This window comes from Amycolatopsis tolypomycina (assembly GCF_900105945.1).
GTDB classification, from domain to species: domain Bacteria; phylum Actinomycetota; class Actinomycetes; order Mycobacteriales; family Pseudonocardiaceae; genus Amycolatopsis; species Amycolatopsis tolypomycina.
This window is the reverse complement of record NZ_FNSO01000004.1, coordinates 6,684,866-6,703,955: the sequence shown is the minus strand read 5'-3', so window position 1 is coordinate 6,703,955 and position 19,090 is coordinate 6,684,866. Positions and strand designations below refer to the sequence as shown.

23 protein-coding genes are annotated in these 19,090 nt (G+C 71.3%); 12 read left to right on the top strand and 11 right to left on the bottom strand.

What is annotated here, in order from left to right; all coding sequences use genetic code 11:
* Nucleotides 1–51: 51 nt before the first annotated feature.
* On the bottom strand, nucleotides 52–1,908 hold the full coding sequence (locus BLW76_RS40275; RefSeq protein ID WP_091317282.1) for an AMP-dependent synthetase/ligase: 1,857 nt from the start codon (nucleotides 1,906–1,908) through the stop codon (nucleotides 52–54).
* Nucleotides 1,909–2,105: 197 nt separating this feature from the next.
* On the opposite strand from BLW76_RS40275, the gene BLW76_RS40270 reads away from it, so the two are divergent.
* From BLW76_RS40270 to BLW76_RS40250, 5 genes are all read left to right on the top strand, one after another.
* Entirely contained in the window at nucleotides 2,106–2,762 is a 657-nt protein-coding gene (locus BLW76_RS40270) for a transcriptional regulator (RefSeq protein ID WP_091317281.1), read from the top strand.
* Between the two features lie 600 nt (nucleotides 2,763–3,362).
* Nucleotides 3,363–5,936 (top strand): sensor histidine kinase, encoded by a 2,574-nt coding sequence (locus BLW76_RS40265; protein WP_091317279.1) that lies wholly within the window; start codon nucleotides 3,363–3,365, stop codon nucleotides 5,934–5,936.
* Nucleotides 5,936–6,352 (top strand): roadblock/LC7 domain-containing protein, encoded by a 417-nt coding sequence (locus tag BLW76_RS40260; RefSeq protein ID WP_043776694.1) that lies wholly within the window; start codon nucleotides 5,936–5,938, stop codon nucleotides 6,350–6,352. The genes BLW76_RS40265 and BLW76_RS40260 overlap by 1 nt, the downstream gene beginning before the upstream one ends.
* The gene (locus BLW76_RS40255) at nucleotides 6,349–6,720 is read left to right on the top strand and encodes a DUF742 domain-containing protein (protein ID WP_004561733.1); all 372 of its coding nucleotides are present in this window, start codon (nucleotides 6,349–6,351) and stop codon (nucleotides 6,718–6,720) included. Before BLW76_RS40260 ends, BLW76_RS40255 begins: the two co-directional genes overlap by 4 nt.
* Nucleotides 6,701–7,303: a GTP-binding protein gene (locus BLW76_RS40250; protein WP_004561734.1), complete on the top strand. Its 603-nt coding sequence runs from the start codon at nucleotides 6,701–6,703 to the stop codon at nucleotides 7,301–7,303. Before BLW76_RS40255 ends, BLW76_RS40250 begins: the two co-directional genes overlap by 20 nt.
* A 109-nt stretch (nucleotides 7,304–7,412) precedes the next feature.
* Here BLW76_RS40250 and BLW76_RS40245 read toward each other — a convergent pair whose 3' ends face one another.
* Nucleotides 7,413–7,847 carry a DoxX family protein gene (locus BLW76_RS40245; protein ID WP_091317277.1) on the bottom strand — a complete coding sequence of 145 codons (435 nt, stop codon included), beginning with the start codon at nucleotides 7,845–7,847 and terminating at the stop codon, nucleotides 7,413–7,415.
* 103 nt (nucleotides 7,848–7,950) lie between these two features.
* On the opposite strand from BLW76_RS40245, the gene BLW76_RS40240 reads away from it, so the two are divergent.
* The gene (locus tag BLW76_RS40240; RefSeq protein ID WP_091317275.1) at nucleotides 7,951–8,418 is read left to right on the top strand and encodes an NUDIX hydrolase; all 468 of its coding nucleotides are present in this window, start codon (nucleotides 7,951–7,953) and stop codon (nucleotides 8,416–8,418) included.
* Here BLW76_RS40240 and BLW76_RS40235 read toward each other — a convergent pair.
* The 3 genes from BLW76_RS40235 to BLW76_RS40225 all read right to left on the bottom strand — a co-directional run bounded on the left by BLW76_RS40235 (nucleotide 8,408) and on the right by BLW76_RS40225 (nucleotide 11,140).
* Nucleotides 8,408–9,055, bottom strand: coding sequence for an HAD family hydrolase (locus BLW76_RS40235; protein WP_091317273.1), 648 nt, complete (start codon nucleotides 9,053–9,055; stop codon nucleotides 8,408–8,410). The genes BLW76_RS40240 and BLW76_RS40235 overlap by 11 nt on opposite strands.
* Before the next feature lie 86 nt (nucleotides 9,056–9,141).
* A complete protein-coding gene (locus BLW76_RS40230) occupies nucleotides 9,142–9,933 on the bottom strand; it encodes an alpha/beta fold hydrolase (RefSeq protein ID WP_091317271.1) in 792 nt (263 codons plus the stop codon).
* An 85-nt stretch (nucleotides 9,934–10,018) separates the two neighbouring features.
* Nucleotides 10,019–11,140, bottom strand: coding sequence for a metallophosphoesterase (locus BLW76_RS40225; RefSeq protein ID WP_244170547.1), 1,122 nt, complete (start codon nucleotides 11,138–11,140; stop codon nucleotides 10,019–10,021).
* 249 nt (nucleotides 11,141–11,389) lie between these two features.
* On the opposite strand from BLW76_RS40225, the gene BLW76_RS50210 reads away from it, so the two are divergent.
* A complete protein-coding gene (locus tag BLW76_RS50210) occupies nucleotides 11,390–11,803 on the top strand; it encodes a YidC/Oxa1 family membrane protein insertase (protein WP_244170546.1) in 414 nt (137 codons plus the stop codon).
* Nucleotides 11,794–12,009, top strand: a complete 216-nt coding sequence (locus BLW76_RS40210) for a hypothetical protein (RefSeq protein WP_244170545.1) — start codon at nucleotides 11,794–11,796, stop codon at nucleotides 12,007–12,009. Before BLW76_RS50210 ends, BLW76_RS40210 begins: the two co-directional genes overlap by 10 nt.
* On the opposite strand, the gene BLW76_RS40205 is transcribed toward BLW76_RS40210, so the two are convergent.
* Nucleotides 11,992–12,405, bottom strand: coding sequence for a DnaJ family domain-containing protein (locus tag BLW76_RS40205; RefSeq protein ID WP_091317268.1), 414 nt, complete (start codon nucleotides 12,403–12,405; stop codon nucleotides 11,992–11,994). The two genes, BLW76_RS40210 and BLW76_RS40205, sit on opposite strands and share 18 nt — an antisense overlap.
* Before the next feature lie 61 nt (nucleotides 12,406–12,466).
* Here BLW76_RS40205 and BLW76_RS40200 point away from each other — a divergent pair, with 61 nt between their 5' ends.
* Nucleotides 12,467–13,237, top strand: coding sequence for a TetR/AcrR family transcriptional regulator (locus BLW76_RS40200; RefSeq protein ID WP_091317267.1), 771 nt, complete (start codon nucleotides 12,467–12,469; stop codon nucleotides 13,235–13,237).
* On the opposite strand, the gene BLW76_RS40195 is transcribed toward BLW76_RS40200, so the two are convergent.
* The 3 genes from BLW76_RS40195 to BLW76_RS40185 all read right to left on the bottom strand — a co-directional run bounded on the left by BLW76_RS40195 (nucleotide 13,234) and on the right by BLW76_RS40185 (nucleotide 15,770).
* Nucleotides 13,234–13,500, bottom strand: coding sequence for a hypothetical protein (locus BLW76_RS40195; protein WP_244170544.1), 267 nt, complete (start codon nucleotides 13,498–13,500; stop codon nucleotides 13,234–13,236). The two genes, BLW76_RS40200 and BLW76_RS40195, sit on opposite strands and share 4 nt — an antisense overlap.
* The gene (locus BLW76_RS40190; RefSeq protein WP_091317265.1) at nucleotides 13,497–14,660 is read right to left on the bottom strand and encodes a lytic transglycosylase domain-containing protein; all 1,164 of its coding nucleotides are present in this window, start codon (nucleotides 14,658–14,660) and stop codon (nucleotides 13,497–13,499) included. Before BLW76_RS40190 ends, BLW76_RS40195 begins: the two co-directional genes overlap by 4 nt.
* A gap of 195 nt (nucleotides 14,661–14,855) precedes the next feature.
* Nucleotides 14,856–15,770, bottom strand: a complete 915-nt coding sequence (locus tag BLW76_RS40185; protein ID WP_091317263.1) for a LysR family transcriptional regulator — start codon at nucleotides 15,768–15,770, stop codon at nucleotides 14,856–14,858.
* Between the two features lie 52 nt (nucleotides 15,771–15,822).
* On the opposite strand from BLW76_RS40185, the gene BLW76_RS40180 reads away from it, so the two are divergent.
* Both BLW76_RS40180 and BLW76_RS40175 read left to right on the top strand, forming a co-directional pair.
* The gene (locus tag BLW76_RS40180; protein ID WP_244170543.1) at nucleotides 15,823–16,569 is read left to right on the top strand and encodes an SDR family oxidoreductase; all 747 of its coding nucleotides are present in this window, start codon (nucleotides 15,823–15,825) and stop codon (nucleotides 16,567–16,569) included.
* A gap of 88 nt (nucleotides 16,570–16,657) precedes the next feature.
* Nucleotides 16,658–17,377, top strand: coding sequence for a hypothetical protein (locus BLW76_RS40175; protein WP_244170542.1), 720 nt, complete (start codon nucleotides 16,658–16,660; stop codon nucleotides 17,375–17,377).
* Nucleotides 17,378–17,379: 2 nt separating this feature from the next.
* Here the strand turns inward: BLW76_RS40175 and BLW76_RS40170 are convergent, their stop codons facing one another.
* Nucleotides 17,380–17,820, bottom strand: a complete 441-nt coding sequence (locus BLW76_RS40170) for a GNAT family N-acetyltransferase (RefSeq protein WP_091317258.1) — start codon at nucleotides 17,818–17,820, stop codon at nucleotides 17,380–17,382.
* Nucleotides 17,821–17,978: 158 nt separating this feature from the next.
* Between BLW76_RS40170 and BLW76_RS40165 the strand changes: the two genes are divergently transcribed.
* Entirely contained in the window at nucleotides 17,979–18,161 is a 183-nt protein-coding gene (locus tag BLW76_RS40165; RefSeq protein WP_143060776.1) for a hypothetical protein, read from the top strand.
* A gap of 50 nt (nucleotides 18,162–18,211) precedes the next feature.
* Here the strand turns inward: BLW76_RS40165 and BLW76_RS40160 are convergent, their stop codons facing one another.
* A complete protein-coding gene (locus BLW76_RS40160; protein ID WP_091317255.1) occupies nucleotides 18,212–19,051 on the bottom strand; it encodes an SGNH/GDSL hydrolase family protein in 840 nt (279 codons plus the stop codon).
* Nucleotides 19,052–19,090: the final 39 nt, after the last annotated feature.

Here is a 19,090-nt window from a genome sequence, read left to right as displayed (position 1 = left end):
GTGGCGTTCGGTGCGTTGGACGCAACCAACGCCACATTGGGGCGCATCGGGCTAGGAACCGGCGGCCGGCTCGGGGTCGCGGACTGCCGCGTAGAGGGCCTCGATGTCGGCCGAGTACCGGTCGTTGATGACCCGGCGCTTGAGCTTGAGCGTCGGCGTCAGCTCGCCGGATTCGGGCGTCCACGCCTTCGGGAGCACGTGGTAGCGCTTGATCTGCTCGATCCGGGCCAGCCTGCTGTTGGCCGACTCGACCGCGCGCTCCAGCTCGGCCCGCACGGCCGGGTGGTCGGCGAGCTCCTCCGGCGCCGCGTCGACGCCGTTCGCCGCGGCCCAGCCGGGGGCGATCTCGTCGTCGAGCACGATCAGCGCGGTCACGTATGGCCGGTCGTCGCCGATCGCGACGGCCTGGCCGATCAGCGGGTGCTCCTTGAGCAGGCCCTCGACGCGGGTCGGCGCGATGTTCTTGCCGCTCGAGGTGATGATCAGTTCCTTCTTGCGGTCGGTGATCGTCACGAAGCCGTCTTCGTCGATCGTGCCGATGTCGCCGGTGGCGTACCAGCCGTCGGCGTCGGTGGCGTCGGCGATCGTCCCGTCCTCCTGGAGGTACCCGAGGAACACGATCGGCCCGCGCACCAGCAGCTCGCCGTCCTCGGCGACCTTCACCTCGACGCCGTCGACCGCCTTGCCGACCGTGCCCGCGCGGAACGCCTCGGCGGAGTTGGACGTCGCCGCGCCGGTCGTCTCGGACAGGCCCCAGACCTCGCAGATCTCGAGGCCGAGCCCGGCCAGGAAGTAGATGATCTCCACCGGGAGGGCGGCCGCGCCGCTGGAGGCGACGAGCACCTTGTCGAGCCCGAGCAGCGCGCGGATCGGCGCCAGCGCGGCTTCGTCGGTCTGCCGGATCTTCTCGGCCAGCTCCTCGGGCACCGGCTGCCCGGCGCTGCGCAGCTTGTAGCCCTGCTGCAGCAGCTCGTTCGCCTGCAACAGCGCGGTTCGCTTGTCCTCGGGGACGCCGGCGAGCATGTTCTTCAGGCCGGCGACCATCTTCTCCCACACGCGCGGGACGCCGAAGAAGCTCTGCGGGTGCACCTTGCCGAGCGCGCCGACGACGCCGGTCGGGTCGGCGAGGGTGTGCACGTGCCCCGCCCAGACGATCGGCAGGTAGATCGACAGCTCGCGCTCGGCGATGTGCGCGAGCGGCAGGTACGCGATGTTCGTCGCGTGCATCGGCGGGTGGTGCAGCTCGGTGACCGCGTACGCCTGGTGGATCGCGTTGCGGTGCGAAAGCACGACGCCCTTCGGGTCGCCGGTGGTGCCCGAGGTGTAGATCATGGACAGCGGGTCGTCCGGCTTGATGTCCTGCCACGACCGCTCGAACGCGTCCGGGTCTGCGGCAAGCGCTTCCCGGCCCCGGTCCCGGAGCGCGGCGAGGGAGACGAAGCGGTCGTCGCCTTCGGGGATCGCGGCCTCGTCCATGACGACGATGTGGCGCAGGGCGGGCAGGTCGTCGAGCACCGGCCGCCAGCGCGCCAGCTCGTTCTCCCCGCCGAGCACCACGACCGGCGCCGCGCTGTGCCGCGCGACGAACCGGATCTGGTCCGGGCTGAGGGTGTTGTAGGCGGTGCAGGGGATCGCGGCCAGGTGGGTTGCGGCGAGGTCGGCGACGATGTGGTCCGGGCAGCCGGGCGCCATGATCAGCATGCGGTCGCCGGCGGCGAGCCCGAGCCCGGCGAGCCCGCGGGAGACCTCGGCGATCGCCGTGCGGAACTCCAGCCAAGTGAGCGTCGGGTGTCCTTCGATGTCGAGCGAGGTGATCGCCGGCAGGTCCGGGTATTCGACCGCGTTGCGGTGCAGCAGCCGCGGGATCGTCTGGCCTTCGGTCTGCTCGGCGACGGACGGGGTGGTCAACGCTGGCCTCCTCGGAGCTCCGGATGGCCACACTGTAGGGGCTCCCGGCGCAGGTGGATAGAGAATCGCGGCCACGTCAAGCGTCGCCGTCGAACCGGACAAAGCGGTCAGGTCCCCACGACTGTCCACTGTGTACACGGGCGTCGCCGGGGGAACCGCGCTTCAATGGGAGGACCACGGACACCTTGGGGGGACCGATGACGCGGTCGGCGCGCAAGCTGCTCGACGAGATCCAGGACGAACTCGCGCCGCGCGACGGCGACAACCGGCTCGTCCCGCTGATCACCGCCGGCCGGGCGCCGCGGGCGGTGTTCGCCGCGCTCGCCGCGGAGGAGAAGCTGATCACCCTCAGCGACTGGCGGAGCTTCCACGCGCTGGCGGCCCGGGCCGACGAACCGCACGCGCGCACCTTCTTCGGCGGGCTCGCGCCGGGCGAGCTGCAGGCGAACGGGATGCTGGACGCCCTGCTCGCGGCGACTGGTCCGGACCATGGGAAGGACCTGCCGCGCGCGGGCTGCCAGGCGTACCCGGCCTACGTCGCCTGGCTCGCGCTCAACGGCGAGTCGTCGGCGACCGCGGCGGGGATCTTCGCCAACTTCGCCGCCTTCGGCCGGTACTGCCGGGACGTCGCCGCCGGGATGCGCGAGCACTACGGGTTCACCGGCACCCAGTGCGCGTTCTTCGACTTCTTCGCCGCGGACGTCCCGGAAATAGAGGAACAAGCGCTCGCGGCGATCCAGGCCGGTCTCGACGCGCACCGGCTCGACGAACGCGAAGCGCACCGCTGCGCGCGGCTGTTCCAGAGCTACGAACTGCTCTTCTGGAACACCCTCGCCGACGAGTTCCCGGGCTGACCGGGCCCGTCGGCGCCGCGGAACCGGTACCGGGGCCGCCGCAGCGTGATCGTCCGGCTGCGCATGCGGAATAACGGGAATTCTCGCTCGGTCTCCGGTGAATCCGCGGCCGCGTCCGCGAATCCTGCCCATTCCGCTTTCCCGGGGGTGTCTACTCCGGACGAAGAGCGGCCGCGGCGGGGCGAGCGGAGGTCCGTGATGTTCGTCACCGAACGATTCGGCGCTGTCGTACGTAGTGGGCGCCGGCCGCGACGCGCCGAGGGTCCGGGAGCGCTTCCGTTACTCACATACGTGCGTGGAACGAAACCCGCCGTGCGACGAACGTCACGACTTACGGTGGTGGACTTTCCAAGCGCAGGCAGCGAGTGTTGAGCGGTCACCGTTCCAAGATCACGTTATTGCCACGGACTTGACGCGCCCTGGAGGGCTGCCTAACGTCGTCGCGGGCGAAGCAGACCACGGTGATGTTGATCCGGCTGGTCGGAATCCGGGTGTTGACCGCCTCGGGCGACCCGAAACCATGTACTGCCGGAAGGAAAACGGACCCAGGTGAAGCAGATTTCTCTTCGACGCAACCGGGGATCCTCGATTCGGAAGCGCGTGCTCACGATCGCGCTCATCCCCAGTATGGCTCTGCTGATGGTCGGTGTGGCGCTCGCGGGCTACCTCATCTACACCGCCGTCACGGCGCGCGACTACACGACGCGGCTGCGGAACGCGGAAGCTCCCGCGATCCCCTTCTTCGCCGCTCTGCAGGCCGAGCGGCAGGCCAGCCTGGCGCTCCTGGCGGGCCAGGGTTCGCAGCGCGCGGTGCTCGCCAAGGTCCGGCCGAACACCGACGCCACGGCGGCGAAGGTGCTCGACTTCCTCAAGAACGACTTCGCGGACCGCTCGGACACCCCGGCGAGCGTCCAGAAGAACATCGTCACGTTCTTCGGGCTGTTCCAGCAGCTGCCGCAGACCCGCCAGGCGGTCGACAGCGGCCAGATGCAGATCGGCCAGGCGTTCGGCTACTACAACCAGATGCTGGACCAGTTCACCGACGGCGTCGCCGGGCTGACCCAGAACACGAACGGTGCGCAGAACGCGTTCGACCGGCTCAACTCCATCCCGTTGTTCACCGCCGCGGACGCGATGCAGCGCAGTGACGCGCTTGCCGCCGCCGGGCTGGTCGCGGGCGGGCTCTCGAACGACGACTTCCGCGCCTACACCGCCCAGGTGGGTGCCTACCACGTACAGCTGGCCCAGTCGGCGTCGAAACTCGTTCCCGCGGTGAAGGCGAAGTTCGACCAGCTGATGGGCAGCCAGGCCTGGCAGACGGTGAACCAGGTCGAGTCCGCGTTCGCCCGCGGCGACCTGACGAAGCTGCCCGTGCCGCAGGACCAGTGGCGGACCGCCGCCGGCCAGGTCGGCGGCGCGCTGATGAACATCTTCGTGGCTCAGCACTCGAACTTCAGCCAGCAAGCGATCGACGACGCCGACACCACGTTCACGCAGTCGCTGATCGCCGGCGTGATCGCGGTCCTGTTCGCGGTCTTCGTGGTCTTCGTCGCCGTCCGGCTGTCGAACCGGCTCATCGGCCGCCTGCACCGGCTGCGCGAGGACACCCTCGACGCGGCCGAGGTCCGGCTGCCGGAGCTGGTCGCGCGGGTCCAGGCGGGCGAGCCCGTCGACCTCGAAGAGGGCGGGCACTTCCTCGACCACGGCACCGACGAGATCGGCCAGGTCGCCGACGCGTTCAACAAGGCGCAGCAGACCGCCATCGCGGCCGCCATCGACGAGGCGAAGACCAAGGAGGGCACCAAGACGGTGTTCCTCAACATCGCCCACCGCAGCCAGGTCATCGTGCACCGCCAGCTCAAGGTGCTCGACCAGGCCGAGCGCAAGCAGGAGGACCCGGACCAGCTGGACACGCTGTTCCAGCTCGACCACCTCTCCACCCGCGCCCGCCGCAACGCCGAGAACCTGATCATCCTCGGCGGCGGGCAGCCGGGCCGGCAGTGGCGCAACCCGGTCGGGCTGGCCGAGCTGGTCCGCGGCGCGTCCGCCGAGACCGAGGACTTCGCGCGCGTCAAGACGGCGGTGCTGCCGCAGATCGCCATCCGCGGACCGGTCGTCGGCGACCTCGTGCACCTGCTCGCCGAGCTGATCGACAACGCGACGTCGTTCTCGCCGCCGCAGTCGCGGGTCGAGATCCGCGGCAACGTGGTCGGCAAGGGTGTCGTGATCGAGGTCGAGGACCAGGGGCTCGGGCTCGAGCCGGACCAGACCGAAGAGATCAACGCGATGCTGGCCGACCCGCCGGACTTCGGGATCATGGCGCTGTCGGACGAGCCGCGCCTCGGCCTGTTCGTGGTCGCGCGGCTGGCCGCCCGCCACGGCATCCAGGTGCACCTGCGGGAGTCGGCCTACGGCGGCACCCGGGCCATCGTGCTGGTGCGCACCGACCTGCTGGCCCCGCTGGCGGAGTCCGAGCCGGAGCAGCCGATCACCCCGCCGAAGCCGGAGCTCGTGCCGAACCCGGTCGAGCCGGAGACCACGGCCAACGACGAGGTCGCGCCGCTCAAGCGGCCGGTGCGCCGCCCGCCGCGGCACCGCACCGAGCCCGCCGCGCCGTCGGCCCCGCCCGTCGCGCCGCCGACGGCACCCGCCGTCGTGACCCCGCCGCCGGCCCCCGTGCCGCCCGCGGCCGTCCCGCCGGTCACCGTCCCGCCGCCCACCCCGGACCGCACCCCGGCGCAGCCGCCGTCCGCGCCGACGCCGGTCCCGGTCGGGGCCGTGTCGGAGCCGGTGAGCCAGCCGACCCAGGCCCAGCCGGTGGCCGCGGTCCGGCCGCCCGCGTCGCCCAACCGGACCTCGCGCCCGGCCCGCCCGGCCGCGCAGCAGCCGGTGTGGCCGCCGCAGGAGCCGCGCGCCGCGGCGACGCCCGAAAGCCGTCCGCAGCAGCCGCGCCGTCCGGAGGCCCCCGGCCGCCCGCCGCTGCCGCAACGGCGACGCCAGCAGAACCTCGTGCCCCAGCTGCGGGAAGATAAGCCCGCACAGGAACGCGAAGAGGTCCGGCTGGACTCGCCGGAAGCCGCCCGCAGCAGGCTGTCCGCCTTCCAGCAGGGCACCCGGCGGGCCCGTGACGAAGAGTTTTCCGAGAACGACGACAGGTACGGAGAGCGCGAGTAATGGTCAACTCAGGCGCCCACGAGCTCGACTGGCTGCTGGACGACCTCGTCAAGCGGGTCGCCGGGGCGGACCGGGCGGTGGTGCTGTCCTCGGACGGCCTGCTCATCGGGCGGTCGGGCAACCTTTCCGAGGAGGACGCCGAACACCTGTCCGCGGTGGCTTCGGCGTTCCAGAGCCTGGCCCGCGGCACCGGGCGGCACTTCGGCGGTGGCAACGTCCGTCAGACGATGGTCGAGATGGACCACGCGTTCCTGTTCGTGACCGCGGCCGGGCGGGGCGCCTGCCTCGCCCTGCTGGCCCGTGAAGACGCGGACATGGGGCTGGTCGCGTACGAGATGAACCTGATGGTGAAGCGGGTCGGGCAGGTCCTCACCTCGGCCCCGCGGACCGCCGGCGCGCAGCCCACTGCGCCATGAGCGCACGGCACGAAGCCTGGTTCGACGACGAGGCCGGCCCGCTGGTCCGGTCCTACGCCGTCACGGGCGGTCGCACGCGGTCGGACACGCTCGGGCTCGACCTCATCACGCTGGTCGTCGCGCTGCGCACCGCGCACGAAGCGGGCATGCTCGAACCGGAGTACGCCCGCATCATCGCCCTGTGCCAGCGGCCGGTCTCGGTGGCCGAGGTGGCCGCCCGGGTCGATCTGCCCCTGCCCGTGGTGAAGGTGATGCTGAGCGACCTCATCGAGCAGAACCTGGTGCTGTTCCGTACCGCGGCACCGGTCCAGGAAACCCCCAACCGACACGTATTGCAGGCGGTTCTTGATGGCATCCGGAAACTCTGACCCCCGGCGGAACCTGACCGCGACCGCGGTCAAGGTACTCATCGCCGGCGGGTTCGGGGTCGGCAAGACCACGATGGTCGGTTCGGTGAGCGAAGTGCCGCCACTGCGGACCGAGGAGGTCATCACCACCGCGTCCGAGGGTGTCGACGACCTGTCCGGCGTCGAGCAGAAGACCACCACGACGGTCGCGCTCGACTTCGGCCGCATCACGATCAACCCCGACCTGATCCTGTACCTGTTCGGTACGCCGGGCCAGGACCGGTTCTGGTTCATGTGGGACGAGCTGGCCGAAGGCGCGCTCGGCGCCGTCGTGCTGGCCGACACGCGGCGGCTCGACAGCTGCTTCGCCGCGGTGGACTTCTTCGAGCGCCGCAACCTGCCGTTCGTCGTCGGCGTGAACTGCTTCGACGGCGCGTACCGCTACGGCACGGAAGAGGTCCGGCAGGCGCTCGACGTCGGCATGGACGTCCCGCTGCTGCTGTGCGACGCCCGCGAGCGCGAGTCGACGAAGCAGGTCCTCACCAGCCTGATGGAACACGTGATGGCGCGGTCCGACCTCGCGGCCGCCCAGGGCGGCTACTGATTGAACCTCATTCTGGTTAGGCCGGCGCTACGGACCGCAACGCGCCGCAAGTAGTGGCCCTTGCGCCGGCCGACGGCTGAATGAGGTTCACAGGACCGCGCTTTGCGCCTCAGCGTCGCTTGATGAGGTTGTCGAGCGCGAGGCGGCCCGGGCCGATCGCGGCGAACAGCAGGAAGATCCACGAGTAGACCGCGGCGGGCTCGCCCATGTTCTGCAGCGGGAGCAGGCCCGTCGGGGCGTGCACGGTGAAGTAGGCGTAGGCCATCACGCCGGAGAGCAGGATCGCGACCGGCCGGCTGGCGAGCCCGACGAGCAGCAGCACCGCGCCCACGAGCTCGAGCACGCTGCCCCACCAGCCGGGGAACGAGCCGAACGGGACGCCGCCGCCCTGGCCGTCGATCCCGCCGAAGAAGCCGAATCCCTGCAGGCCGTGGCAGCCGAACAGGAACGAGATCACGATCCGGCTCGCGCCGACCACGAGGCCGGTGACCTGGGTCCTGGCCGGGGTGGCGGTCTGGCTGTCGCGGACGGTGGTGGCGGTCATGGTGGGTTCCTTCCCTGGGGTTTCCCTTGCCTTCTGCCAACGCGTCGATCGGGCCCCGGCGGGTTTCGACACCTCCGCGGAAAAATCTTGGGAGAATTTCTCCATGGCGGGCAAACAGAGTGCCGGGCTCCTGCTCTACCGAGGCCGCGGCGACGACGTCGAGGTGCTCCTCGGGCACATGGGCGGGCCGTTCTGGGCGAAGAAGGACGCGGCCGCGTGGTCGCTGCCCAAGGGCGAGCTCGACCCGGACGAGCCGCCCGAGAAGGCGGCCCGGCGCGAGTTCGAGGAGGAGCTGGGCCTGCCCGCGCCCGCCGGCGAGTACGTCCCGCTGGGTGAGGTGAAGCAGTCGGGCGGCAAGGTCGTCACGGCGTGGGCGGTCGAGGCCGACCTGGACCCGGTGGCGGTGGTGCCCGGGACGTTCACCATGGAGTGGCCACCGCGCTCGGGTCGTCAGCGGGAGTTCCCCGAGGTGGACCGGGTCGAGTGGTTCTCGGTGCAGGCTGCCCGGGAGAAACTGCTGAAGGGCCAGCTGCCGTTCCTGGACCGGCTCCTGGCCCTGGTCAGCGGCTGAGCAGGGCTTCGAGCGGCTTCGCCGTGAAGGACGGCAGCACGACGTCGGCCTGCCCGAAGTCGAGGCTCGCGGTGATGGCGTTCGGCACGGCAACGCAGGTGAGCCCGGCGGCCTTGGCGGCGGTGACGCCGTGCGGGGTGTCTTCGAAGGCGATGGCGTCGGTTGCTTCTGCTCCGAGTGCGTCGAGCGCGGCGAGGTAGAGGTCGGGGTCGGGCTTGGCCTTGTGCCGGTCGCCGGTGAGGACGGCGTCGAAGTAGTGGTCGATGCCGAGCCGTTCGAGGTGCGGGTTCACCCACGCCCCGGACGAGCTGGAGGCGACGGCCAGCTTGAGGCCGTGCTGCTGGGCGGTCTCGAGGTAGTTTCGGACGCCATCGCGCGGGCCGAGGTCTTCGAGGAGCTTCAGGACGTGGGCCCGCGTCCTGGGCCGCAGGGCTTCCGGATCGATCCCGGGGGCGTGCTCGGCGAGCAGGGCGAACATGGCGGCCGTGGTGTGCTGCGTGCCGATGACGGCGTACCAGGCCTCCATCGGCAGCTCCGTGCCGTGCTCGCGGAAGACCTCCTGCCACGACCGCAGGACGGCGGATTCGGTGTCGGCGAGCGTGCCGTCGAAGTCGAAGACCAGGGCGCGGGTGGGCACGCCTGCACCCTGCCCGGTCGGTGATCGTTCAGGCAAGGGAGTTGTGACGAGCTCCGGCGCTTCCGCCCTTCCCGGACGATTGCCGTCTAAGCGAGGAAGAACTCCTTCAACACCGGTGCCAGTGCGGGCGCCTTCACGATGTGGGTCTGGCCCGGCAGCGTCCGGTACTCCGCCGACGGCAGCACCTTCGCCAGCGATGCCACGCCGTTGCGCATCCAGTCCGGGCTGCGGCCGCCGTCGATCGCCAGTGCCGGGACCTTCACCTCGGGCCAGGCCGCCGGCAGGGGGTTGCCCGTCTGGTGGTCGATCACCAGCGCCGTGTCGTACGGGAGGGTGTGGGCCACTCGCTTGAGCTTCGGCCAGAACGGCATGATCCGCATCACCGACACCATGAGCCCGCTCAGGCCGACGCCTTCGGTCATGAACATCTTGACCGCCTTGCCGCGCTTGCCTTCCGTCAGCGCCTCGGCGAGCCGGGCCGCGTAGCCCTCCGGGACGCGGGGGCGGGTGCCGTCCACGACGAACGGCGGTTCGTACAGCGCCAGCTTGCGCACCGGCAGGCTGGGTGCCGCTTCGAGAGCCAGTGCGACGCCCGACGAAATGCCGAACAGGAACACCTCGCCGCCCGCCTCCTTGACGATCGCGGCGAGGTCCTCGACCTCGCGCTCGACCGCGTACGGCCCGGTGTCGCCGCTTTCGCCGCGGCCGCGGCGGTCGTAGGTGTACACGGTGAAGTGCGCGGCGAGCTCCTTCGCCAGCGCGTCGTTGGGGGACGAGCCGCGGTAGCACATCGCGCCGTCGACGAGGACGAGCGCGGGGCCGGACCCGGCGCGGGTGTAGGCGATCTCGGTGCCGTCTGCGGAGATTGTCGTTGTCATGCGGACAGCGTCCCTCCGACGCATCCGTCTGTCAAGACAAAAAAATTTGTCGGTAGGTACCGCCCCCGCCGAGCCGGGGTGGTCGTCAGGCCGAACGCAGGGTCAGCAGCGTGATCTCGCTGGGCGCGAAGATCCGGAACGGCGGCCCCCAGAACCCGGTGCCGCGGCTGTTGTACAGCTGGGTCGGCCCGTGCCGGGTCAGCCCGGACAGCGTCGGCTGGTCCAACCGCACCAGCAGGTGGAACGGCCAGATCTGCCCGCCGTGCGTGTGCCCGGAGATCTGCAGTTCGACGCCCGCTTCGCGCGCCTCGCGCACCTGCTTCGGCTGGTGCGCGAGCAGGACCACCGGGACGCCGTCGGGCCGGTCGGCCAGCGCCGCGGCCAGGTCGGGGCCGTGGCCGGGCAGGCCGGACGCCGCGCCGGTCGGGTCGTCGATGCCGGCGAACAGGATCCGGTCGCCGCCGCGCTCGAGCAGCGTCGAGCGGTTGTGCAGCGTGTCCCAGCCGAGGCCGTCCATGTGGTCGAGCCACGCCTGGGCTTCGCCGAAGTACTCGTGGTTGCCGGTGATGTAGAACCGCCCGAGCCCGGCCTGGACGCCGCCGAGCGGGTCGACCTGCTTGCGGCGCTTGGCCACCGCGCCGTCGGCGAGGTCACCGGCGTGGCAGACGACGTCCGCCTCGAGCGCGTTGACCGCCGCGACGACCTGTTCCGACCACTTCGTCCGGTCGATCGGCCCGAAGTGGGTGTCGGTGAGGACGGCTACGCGCAGGCCGTCGAGCCCCGGCCCGAGCCGCGGGATGACAACGTCGACCGCCTTCACCGGCGGCACCCGCATGGCGACGCGGTTGCCGTGCACGAGCAACCCGGCGGCGACCAGCGCGGTGACGCCCGCGACGAGCCGCGACCGCAGCGGGTCGTCGACGCCGAGCAGCGCGACCCGCAGCACCAGGCTCAGGATCGACCAGCTGAACAGCACCCAGATGACGGCGAGCAGCGAGTCACCGAGCCGGGCGGCACCGTCGCTCTGGTGCCGGGAGTGGCCGCGGAACATGGCGACCGGCATCGTGACGAGTCCCAGCGCGAACAAGGCCGTGCCGGCGATCGTCGCCGCGGTACCCCACTCCGGCGCGAGCACCAGCGTCCACCAGGGGACGGTGAACAGCAGGAGCACCGCCAGAAGCGGCACGACGACCAGTTGCCCTCTCATCGAACCAGATTACAGCCCATCGGGCTGTTAGCGTTTTTGCTACGCTGGAGGGGAAGCAGGGGGACGCCGTGCACACGGTGCTCGAACTCGCATTCCCCGCGCTGGTCAGCCCGACCGCGCTGGTCGCCTTCGCCTCCCTCGCCGCCGCCAGTCTGCTGGTCGTGCTGCTCGTCGGCAGCACGCAGCGCGCCTCTTCGACGCAGCCATTCCGCTCACCCCACCCCTTCTCACTCAAGCGGAGTGCTGCCCATGTTCGGCTTTCTCGACGTGCCCGTCGAAGGCGCGTACCACCTGATCCACGCCCTCACCGGCCCGCTCTCGACGCCGCTGGCCATCGTCGTCTTCACCCCCGGGGTGCGGTTGCTGCTGCACCCGCTCGCCCGGTCAGCCGCCCGCGGCGAACGGAACCGCCTCCTGCCGGAAATCCGTGCGCTGCAGGAGAAGCACGGCCGCACGCGCCACACTCGACGGGTGACTCGCCGGCTGGTTGTCCACAATTCGGTGGGGCTGTGGACAACCGGAGCTTCAGCAGGGCTGGTCCCCGATTTCCGTCGGGGTGCCTCGATACGCTGGAAGCGGGGGCAGCCCCCAGGGAGGGCGGGTCGTGCGGGGCGAGCCGTGCTGGGCGCCCGAAGATCGTCGGCGGCCCGCTCGTGTTCGTGATCGCGGCCGGGCTCGCCGTCGTCGCGTGGTTCTCGGTCCGCCTGCAGCCTGCCACGGGCGGCGTCCCGGGCGGGAAGCTGGTGCGGCTGCTGCCCGACGGCACCGTGCTCGCCACGCTCGTCCTGCCGCAGGCGGCGGGGATCTATCTGCTCACCACGACCGCGTGGAGCGCGACGGAACGCGCGTTGCTACGACGCGGCTCGTGAGCGCCGCCAGTCTTCGAGGGCCTCTTCGACGTCCACCAGCGCCACCGTGAGCGGCGGCCCGGTGTGGTGGTTGAGGTAGGCCTGGCGGATCCGGGTGTTGAGCTCCTCGACGACGTCCCGGACCTGCCGTTCGGTCCGCTCTCCGGCGAGCCGCGCCGGCAGGTCCTGGACTTCGCGCTTGAGGGCGAGCGCCGGCGGCAGCAGTGCCTTCGTGTCGTGGCCGCCCTTCCGGACTTCGCGAAGGACCCAGTCGGTCGCCGCGTCGTTGCCGGTGGGCTTCGGCAGCGGCTTGCCGGTGCCGGGCAGGTCGTCGAACTCGCCGCGCTCCCGGGCTTCGGCGATCTGCCGGTCGACCCACCAGCGGAAGGACACCTTGGGTGGTTTGCGCCCGCTCATCTCCTCGCACCCCCTCCGTCTGCTTCCAGGGTAATGTCCGAACGACAAGCGAGGGGACCGCATGACCGTCGAACGCAGTGGCGCCGAGGACATCGACCGGACGCTCGCGCTGCTCTGGCGCGCCCGCGGTGCCGCCGCCGAACCGACCAGGGGCCGCCGCCCCACCCTGACGATCGAGCAGATCGTCGCCGCCGCGATCACGGTCGCGGACGCCGACGGGCTCGCCGCCGCGTCGATGCACCGCGTCGCCAAGGAGCTCGGCGCCGGCACGATGACGCTCTACACCTACGTGCCCGGCAAGGCCGAGCTGGTGGACCTGATGGTCGACGACGTGCTCGTCGGCCGTCGGCTGCCCGGGCCGGGGGAGCCGCGGCACGGGGACTGGCGCGCGCAGGTGGCGCTGTACGCCGAGCGCACCCGGCAGGCCTACCTCGATCACCCCTGGCTGTGCGAGGTCTCACGCGTCCGGCCGCCGCTGGGCCCCGGCCAGCTGGCGGGCCAGGAGTACCTGCTGTCGATCATGGACGCGCTCGGCCTGCCGCCGCGGCAGGCGGTCGCGGCGGCCAACGGCATCGGCACGTACGTCGACGCGAACGCGGCGCTCGACGCGGAGAACGCCCGGCTGGAGCGCAGTACAGGCCAGTCGACCGAGGCGTGGTGGCACCAGCGCTCGTCGTTCTGGGAGAACTACTTCGTCGTCGACGCGCACCCGGCGATGAACCGCATCTGGCTCGGCGGTGGCTTCGACCAGAGCGCCAAGGCGCAGGGCGACACGGCGTACGAGTTCGGCCTGGACCGGATGCTCGACGGCATCCAGGCCCTGGTGGACTAGCGCCGGCTGCGCCACCGCAGCCGGCGTCGCTCCTGCTGGGGCACCTCGGCCGGCTGCGCGGCCCCGGCGCGGAGCATGTCCCGGCACACCGGGTCGAACCGGCCGGGCTCCTCGATCATCGGCGCCGCCAGCACGACGTGCCCGCACACCGCCCGGAACCGTCCTTCGTGCCGTCCCGCCGCGAACTCGTCCTCGGTGACGGCGTGGGTGTAGCCGTCGGTGTCGCAGCGGATGTGCACCAGGAACGGCTCCACCGGGCTCACCCGGCCGGGCTGGTCGAGGTGGTCTCGGTGGGGGCGCTCTCCGAGCCGGCCGCGGCGGTCGACGAAGGCGGCGGAGTGGTGCTGGTCGGCGTCGGCGTCGGTGACGGCGTGGTGGGTGTCGACGTCGGCGTCGTCGGCGTCGGGCTGGTCGAGGTGGGCGTGGTCGACGTCGGAGTCGTGGACGTCGGCGTGGTGGGCGTCGTCGACGTGCCGGGCAGCGTCGTGCCCGGAGGCGGGGTGACCGGCGGCACCGGCGGGGCAGGCGGGGCCGGGAGGCCGACCGGGGCACCGGCCGCGGCGGCGTCCGGGGCGTTGGGCGCGCCGATCGGCACCTGGCTGTCGGGCAGCTGGGCCACTCCGGCGCGGTAGGCCGCCGCCCACGCCATCACGGTGTTCACGTAGGACGCCGAGTTGTTGTAGCGGCGCACGGCGATGCGCTGCCCGGCGTCGGTGGACAGGTCGAGACCACCCGAGCACAGGTAGCGCCCGGCGGCCAGCGCCTCGTCGTAGATGTTGTTCGGGTTCGACACGCCGTCGCCGTTGCCGTCGGAGGCGTAGCCGCGCCACGTGCCCGGGATGAACTGCATCGGGCCGACCGCGCGGTCCCACACGACGTCACCGTCGTACTTGCCGCCGTCGGTGTCCCGGATCGCGGCGAACGGGCCGGCACCGTTGAGCACCGGGCCGAGGATCGGCTCCAGCGTGTCGCCGAGGGCGTTGACGTACCCGCCGCGGCCGTGGTTCGACTCGATCCGGCCGATGCTGGCGATCAGCGCCCAGTCGAGGTGGCAGTTGGGCTGCTCCTTGGCCAGGATGTCGGCGGCGTTCTTGTACGCCTTGAGCATGCTGCCCGGGATGCCGAGCGAACCGGAGATGCCCGCGGAGCCGGCGCGCCCGCCCGGCACGACCAGCGGCTCGGGCAGCGGCGGCTGGGGCAGGCTGCCGTCGACCGCGATCGGCGGCATGACGATGTTCGGCTGCTGCGGCGACGGAGCGGCGACGGCCTGGTCGGGCTGGCTGTCCCCGGCATTGGCGACGACGACGGGCGCGGGCAGGCCCGTGGTCAGCGTGGGCAGCACGACGAGCGCCCCACCCGCGAGCGCGGCGGCGGTCCGCCGGACCGAACGCGCGCCCTTGCGACGTGGCCGGTGCTTGGGCATGGTCGTCCCCGCTTCCCTCGATCTGTCGCTGATCGCCTCACTCGATCGGCCTCACCCACCGGTACTGACCGGTAGGAGCAAGCTATCCGATGGAACCGAAGTTTGGCGAATGACACAGCCAAATCTGTCCTCGGGGGAGAAGTTCGTCTGGATGGCACAAAACCTTCGTAGGAAATCTGTCCGATTCACCAGGGCTTAACCGGGTGCCGCGGACAGTTTGCCCGACAGGACACCGGGCACGGTGAGCCCGCGATGGGTCACGTCCGAACAAAACCGCCGGACGAGCGAATCCGACGGCGTCGCGGTGAACGTCACGACGTCCCGGTGCAGCGGTGGCTTGAGCCGCCGCAACGCGCCCGGGAAGGTCCGGGTGAGCGCGGTGGTCGGGACCAGTGCCACGCCGAGTCCCGCCGCGGCGAGCTGGGCCGCCGTCGCCGTCTGCTTGGTCCGCATCACCGCCTCCAGCACCGTGCCGCGCCGTGCGGCCTCCTGGTCGAGCCACCCGCCGAGGCCATTGTCGCGGTGGTAGTGCACCACCGGAATGCCCGTGAGGGCGGTCATGGGGACACTCGCGCGGGTGCCGAGCGGGTGGTCCGCGGCCAGCGCCACGACGATCTCCTCGCGCCCCACTACCTCGACGGCCCCGGTCCAGCGGCTCGGCCGCGGCCCGACCGCGACGTCCGCTTCGTCCGTCTCCAGGGCCTCGACCAGTGCATCCGCGCTCGTGGTCTCGGTCAGCGTGATCAACACTTCCGGCCGGTGCCGGTGCCAGGCACGCAGTACGGGGGCGAGCAGGCCGGCGGTCATGCTCTCCGCGCACGCGATCCGCAGCGTGCCTTCACCGCCGCCGGCCACCGCGCGCCCGGTCCGGACCACCCGTTCGGCGGCGGCCAGCGCCGCCCGCGCGTCGGCGAGGACGGCCCGTCCCGCCGCGGTGGGCCGGACCCCGCGGGGCAGCCGTTCGAGCACCGGCGTCCCCAGTTCGCGTTCCAGTGCACCGATCTGGTGCGACAGGGCGGGCTGCGACAGGTGCAGCCGCGCGGCCGCTTCGGTGATCGAGCCCGCGTCGAGGACCGCGACCAGGCATTCCAGCGCGCGCAGCGTAGGCATTAGCGAATTCTATCGCATCGATCGAAAACCTTCGGATCGCGACGGGATTGTTGTGGCGGCTTCGAGCGCTGAACGCCGTGTGCGAGACGAAAGGAGCATGGCAATGTCGTTCGAGGGAAAGCGTCTGGTCATCGTGGGTGGCGGTGCGGGTATCGCCCGGCAGATCGCATCGGACGCCTCCGCGGCGGGTGCGGAAGTGATCCGGGCCGGCCGGAATCCGGCCGCACTGGCGGGGCGGGGGGTCCGGACCGCTTTCGCGGATCTCGGTGAAGAATCGTCGTTGAAAGCGCTTGCCCACGAAGTGGGCGAAATGGACTTCGTCGTCTCGCTCGCCGCTGCGCCGGCGAACGGGCCGGTCGCGACGCTGGAGCGAGACGCGGTACGGCGGGCCTTCGACGCCAAAGTGACCGGTCCGCTGATGCTGGCGAAGCACTTCGCGCCACGGTTCCGGGACGGCGGCGCCATGGTGCTGTTCTCCGGCGTCGCAGCGTGGCGCCCGGCGCCGGAGCGGACGGTCATGGCGACGACGAACGGCGCGGTCGCATTCCTCGCCGAGGCGCTGGCCGTGGAGCTGGCGCCGATCCGGGTCAACGCGATTTCTCCGGGCATCGTCGATTCGGGAGCGTGGGACCGGCTCGGCGAGGCCAAGGCGGAGTTCTTCCGCCGGACCGCGGAAGCGATCCCGGCCGGCCGGGTGGGCCGGCCCGCGGACGTTTCGGCGGCCACGTTGCTGTTGCTGGCGAACCCGTTCGTCACCGGCTCGGTGCTGCATGTGGACGGTGGCGGCCGGCTCGGGTGAACAAGCCTTTACACGGACTTGAAGCGTTCCTATGATCGGCCGTCCGGACGCGTTGCCGCCCGTCCGGACGGCCCAGGTGGAGGGTTTGATGGCACGTAGGGCTCCGCGCCGAGAGCAGGTCACCGTCGCCGAGCTGCTGGGCCGGTCCGACGCCCCGCGCGACCGGTACCGCGACGACGACACCGTCGTGTTCCCGCGGGCGCGCCACCGGGAGAAACCGCAGGTCCTGCGGTCACTGACGCGGCTTCGCATGTTGTCCGTGGTCGCCGGGGCACTGGCGCTGACGGGTGGGGTCAGCGCGGCGGTGTCGATGCCGGCGCAGCACAACGCGGGCGGGGCCGGAACGCCGGCCGGCCTGGAACCCCCGGCGGTGGCGCTGGTGCCGCTGCCGGCGGACGTCGTGGTGCCCGCGGCCAAGCCGGCTCAACCGTCCCAGCCGGATCCGGAATCCGTAGCGCCGCCCGCGCAGGCGGCGGGAATCGCCCAGTCGGCCGACGCCCCGGAATCGAATTCCGTCAGTCCGGCGGTGCAGCGCGGAAAACTGGCCCGCGCGGTGAAAGTCGTCGACAAGGTGAAGGAGTCGGTGAAGGCGAAACCGAAGCCGCCGGAGCAGGCGGCGCCGGTGCGCCACGAGATTCCGGACATCCCGGTCTGGTCGCGTGGCCGCCCGGGAACGGGAAACCCGGACGGCCAGGCCATCTGGGGCGGCCGCCGCCCCGCGGGCTTCCCTGTCGCAGCCCGTCGCACCGGCGGCTTCCCCGACATGGGCCGGCACCACTGTGGTGGCGGAGGCCGGCACCGCCGCTGAGGTCAGGAGCCGAGCGGGATCTGGTACTGCATGAAGCCCTTGTCGAGCGCGACCTGGTCGTAGAGCCGCCGGGCAGTCGTGTTCGAGGTCTGGGTGTGCCAGTAGACACGCACGCAGCCCTGCGCCCGTGCCCAGTCGGCCACGGCTTCGATGAGTGCGCGCCCGACGCCCTGTCCGCGAGCCTCGGCGTCGGTGAAGAGGTCTTGCAGGTAGCAGACGTCGGCGGAAGTGGTGCTGACGTGCGTGAAGAAGTGGACGATGCCGACGAGCGCGCCGTCGGCCCGCGCGCCGAGAGCGTGCATCCGCTCGCCGCGCGCGAACTCCCGCCACGCCCGGTCCACGAGTTCCGGCGCGAGGGTTCTGCCGTAGAACGTGTTGTAGCCGGCGAACAGGTTTTCCCAGGCCGCGCGGTCGTTTTCGGTGAGGCCCCCAATGGTGATCATGGACCGAGGCTAACGCGCAGGGGACACGCACCGGACACAACTCACGAGTAAGGTGACGAACCCGAATCGAATTCATAGAATCGGGACCTCGATCGGCGAGAGCAGCGGAGGTTCTGATGGCGCGCCCGGCGCACCGTGCCACTGGCAGACCCGTCACGGTGAGCGAGCTGATGCTGCGGCCGGACGTGCGCGGCCGACGCCGCCCGGAGGACCTGGAAGTGCTCGAGCTGGCGTACCGGATGCGCCGCCGCATCGGCCCGGAGGCCGAGGTGCGGGTCCCGTCGCCGAGGTCTCGTGCGCTCGCGGTCGTCACCGGACTTTGGCGGCGCAGGCCGAGGTAAGGGGGTCCCGGCCGCGAGGAGCATCGCCCGACGCTGATTCGCGCCTGTGCTCAGTGGGCAAAAGCGAGCGCCGATGCCAGAACCCGGTGCCCGGCAGGCGAAGGGTGAACGTCGCAGCCCCCGCCGGGCAACGCGATCAGCAAGCCGGCAGCACACGGATCCCCGCCGGAACCCAGTGATGCCAACCGAAATGCCGTGAACCCGTCGGCGACCGCACCCCGATACCGCCGGGCGACCTGGCCCAACGCCGAATCGAGAGCCCGAACCTGCGAAACCTGCGTGGCGTCCCGGTAATCAAGAGAGTAGTACGACACAAGGACAATTGACCCGCGGTAGTGCGCCCGCAAGGCACCGAGAACCGCCGAAAGCCGAGTCTCCACCTGGCGAAGAGCCGCCGGGAACGAACTGGTGCAGTGGTCCGGTGTGGTGTTCTGGCACAGGAACATGTCGTTGGCGCCGACGGTGATCGTCACGAGCCGGGTGTCCGGGTGGGCCCGCAGGTACGCCACGGCGTACTCGACCTGGGTGCCCGGATACGCCACGTGCAGCGGAAAATTCGTCCGGTACCCGATCGGCGACCCCAGCGAGTTCTCGCAGCCGTTGCTCTGCGCGCCGGGGGTGAGCATGCTGGCCGTCGTCTCTCCGGGGCACGACGCGTTCGCCAGCCGGAGGCTGCGAAGTGCCGCGTACTTCTCCGCGTACCCGCGGAAGTTGGCCGCGTCGAGGTAGTCGGTGCGCGGCGTGACCGCGGCCGGCCGGTAGCCGAACGCCACGGAGTCACCCAGTGCCAGGTAGCGGCCGTGGTAGCCGGTCGCCGAGGCCGGTGCCGCGGTCAGTGACGTCAGGGCCAGCACCACCGCACCGCCGAAGAGGAAACGCCTGAACCCCATGACCGGCTCCCTTCGCGTGGCAGAAGTGATTCTGCCACG

Bases quoted from the DNA above. Each gene is read 5' to 3' on its own strand.
- BLW76_RS40225 (WP_244170547.1), bottom strand. From the start codon at position 11,140: ATGAGAGGGCAACTGGTCGTCGTGCCGCTTCTGGCGGTGCTCCTGCTG.
- BLW76_RS40170 (WP_091317258.1), bottom strand. From the start codon at position 17,820: ATGATCACCATTGGGGGCCTCACCGAAAACGACCGCGCGGCCTGGGAA.
- BLW76_RS40230 (WP_091317271.1), bottom strand. From the start codon at position 9,933: ATGACAACGACAATCTCCGCAGACGGCACCGAGATCGCCTACACCCGC.
- BLW76_RS40205 (WP_091317268.1), bottom strand. From the start codon at position 12,405: ATGAGCGGGCGCAAACCACCCAAGGTGTCCTTCCGCTGGTGGGTCGAC.
- BLW76_RS40245 (WP_091317277.1), bottom strand. From the start codon at position 7,847: ATGACCGCCACCACCGTCCGCGACAGCCAGACCGCCACCCCGGCCAGG.
- BLW76_RS40200 (WP_091317267.1), top strand. From the start codon at position 12,467: ATGACCGTCGAACGCAGTGGCGCCGAGGACATCGACCGGACGCTCGCG.
- BLW76_RS40190 (WP_091317265.1), bottom strand. From the start codon at position 14,660: ATGCCCAAGCACCGGCCACGTCGCAAGGGCGCGCGTTCGGTCCGGCGG.
- BLW76_RS40175 (WP_244170542.1), top strand. From the start codon at position 16,658: ATGGCACGTAGGGCTCCGCGCCGAGAGCAGGTCACCGTCGCCGAGCTG.
- BLW76_RS40185 (WP_091317263.1), bottom strand. From the start codon at position 15,770: ATGCCTACGCTGCGCGCGCTGGAATGCCTGGTCGCGGTCCTCGACGCG.
- BLW76_RS40250 (WP_004561734.1), top strand. From the start codon at position 6,701: ATGGCATCCGGAAACTCTGACCCCCGGCGGAACCTGACCGCGACCGCG.
- BLW76_RS40260 (WP_043776694.1), top strand. From the start codon at position 5,936: ATGGTCAACTCAGGCGCCCACGAGCTCGACTGGCTGCTGGACGACCTC.
- BLW76_RS50210 (WP_244170546.1), top strand. From the start codon at position 11,390: ATGTTCGGCTTTCTCGACGTGCCCGTCGAAGGCGCGTACCACCTGATC.
- BLW76_RS40255 (WP_004561733.1), top strand. From the start codon at position 6,349: ATGAGCGCACGGCACGAAGCCTGGTTCGACGACGAGGCCGGCCCGCTG.
- BLW76_RS40270 (WP_091317281.1), top strand. From the start codon at position 2,106: ATGACGCGGTCGGCGCGCAAGCTGCTCGACGAGATCCAGGACGAACTC.
- BLW76_RS40240 (WP_091317275.1), top strand. From the start codon at position 7,951: ATGGCGGGCAAACAGAGTGCCGGGCTCCTGCTCTACCGAGGCCGCGGC.
- BLW76_RS40160 (WP_091317255.1), bottom strand. From the start codon at position 19,051: ATGGGGTTCAGGCGTTTCCTCTTCGGCGGTGCGGTGGTGCTGGCCCTG.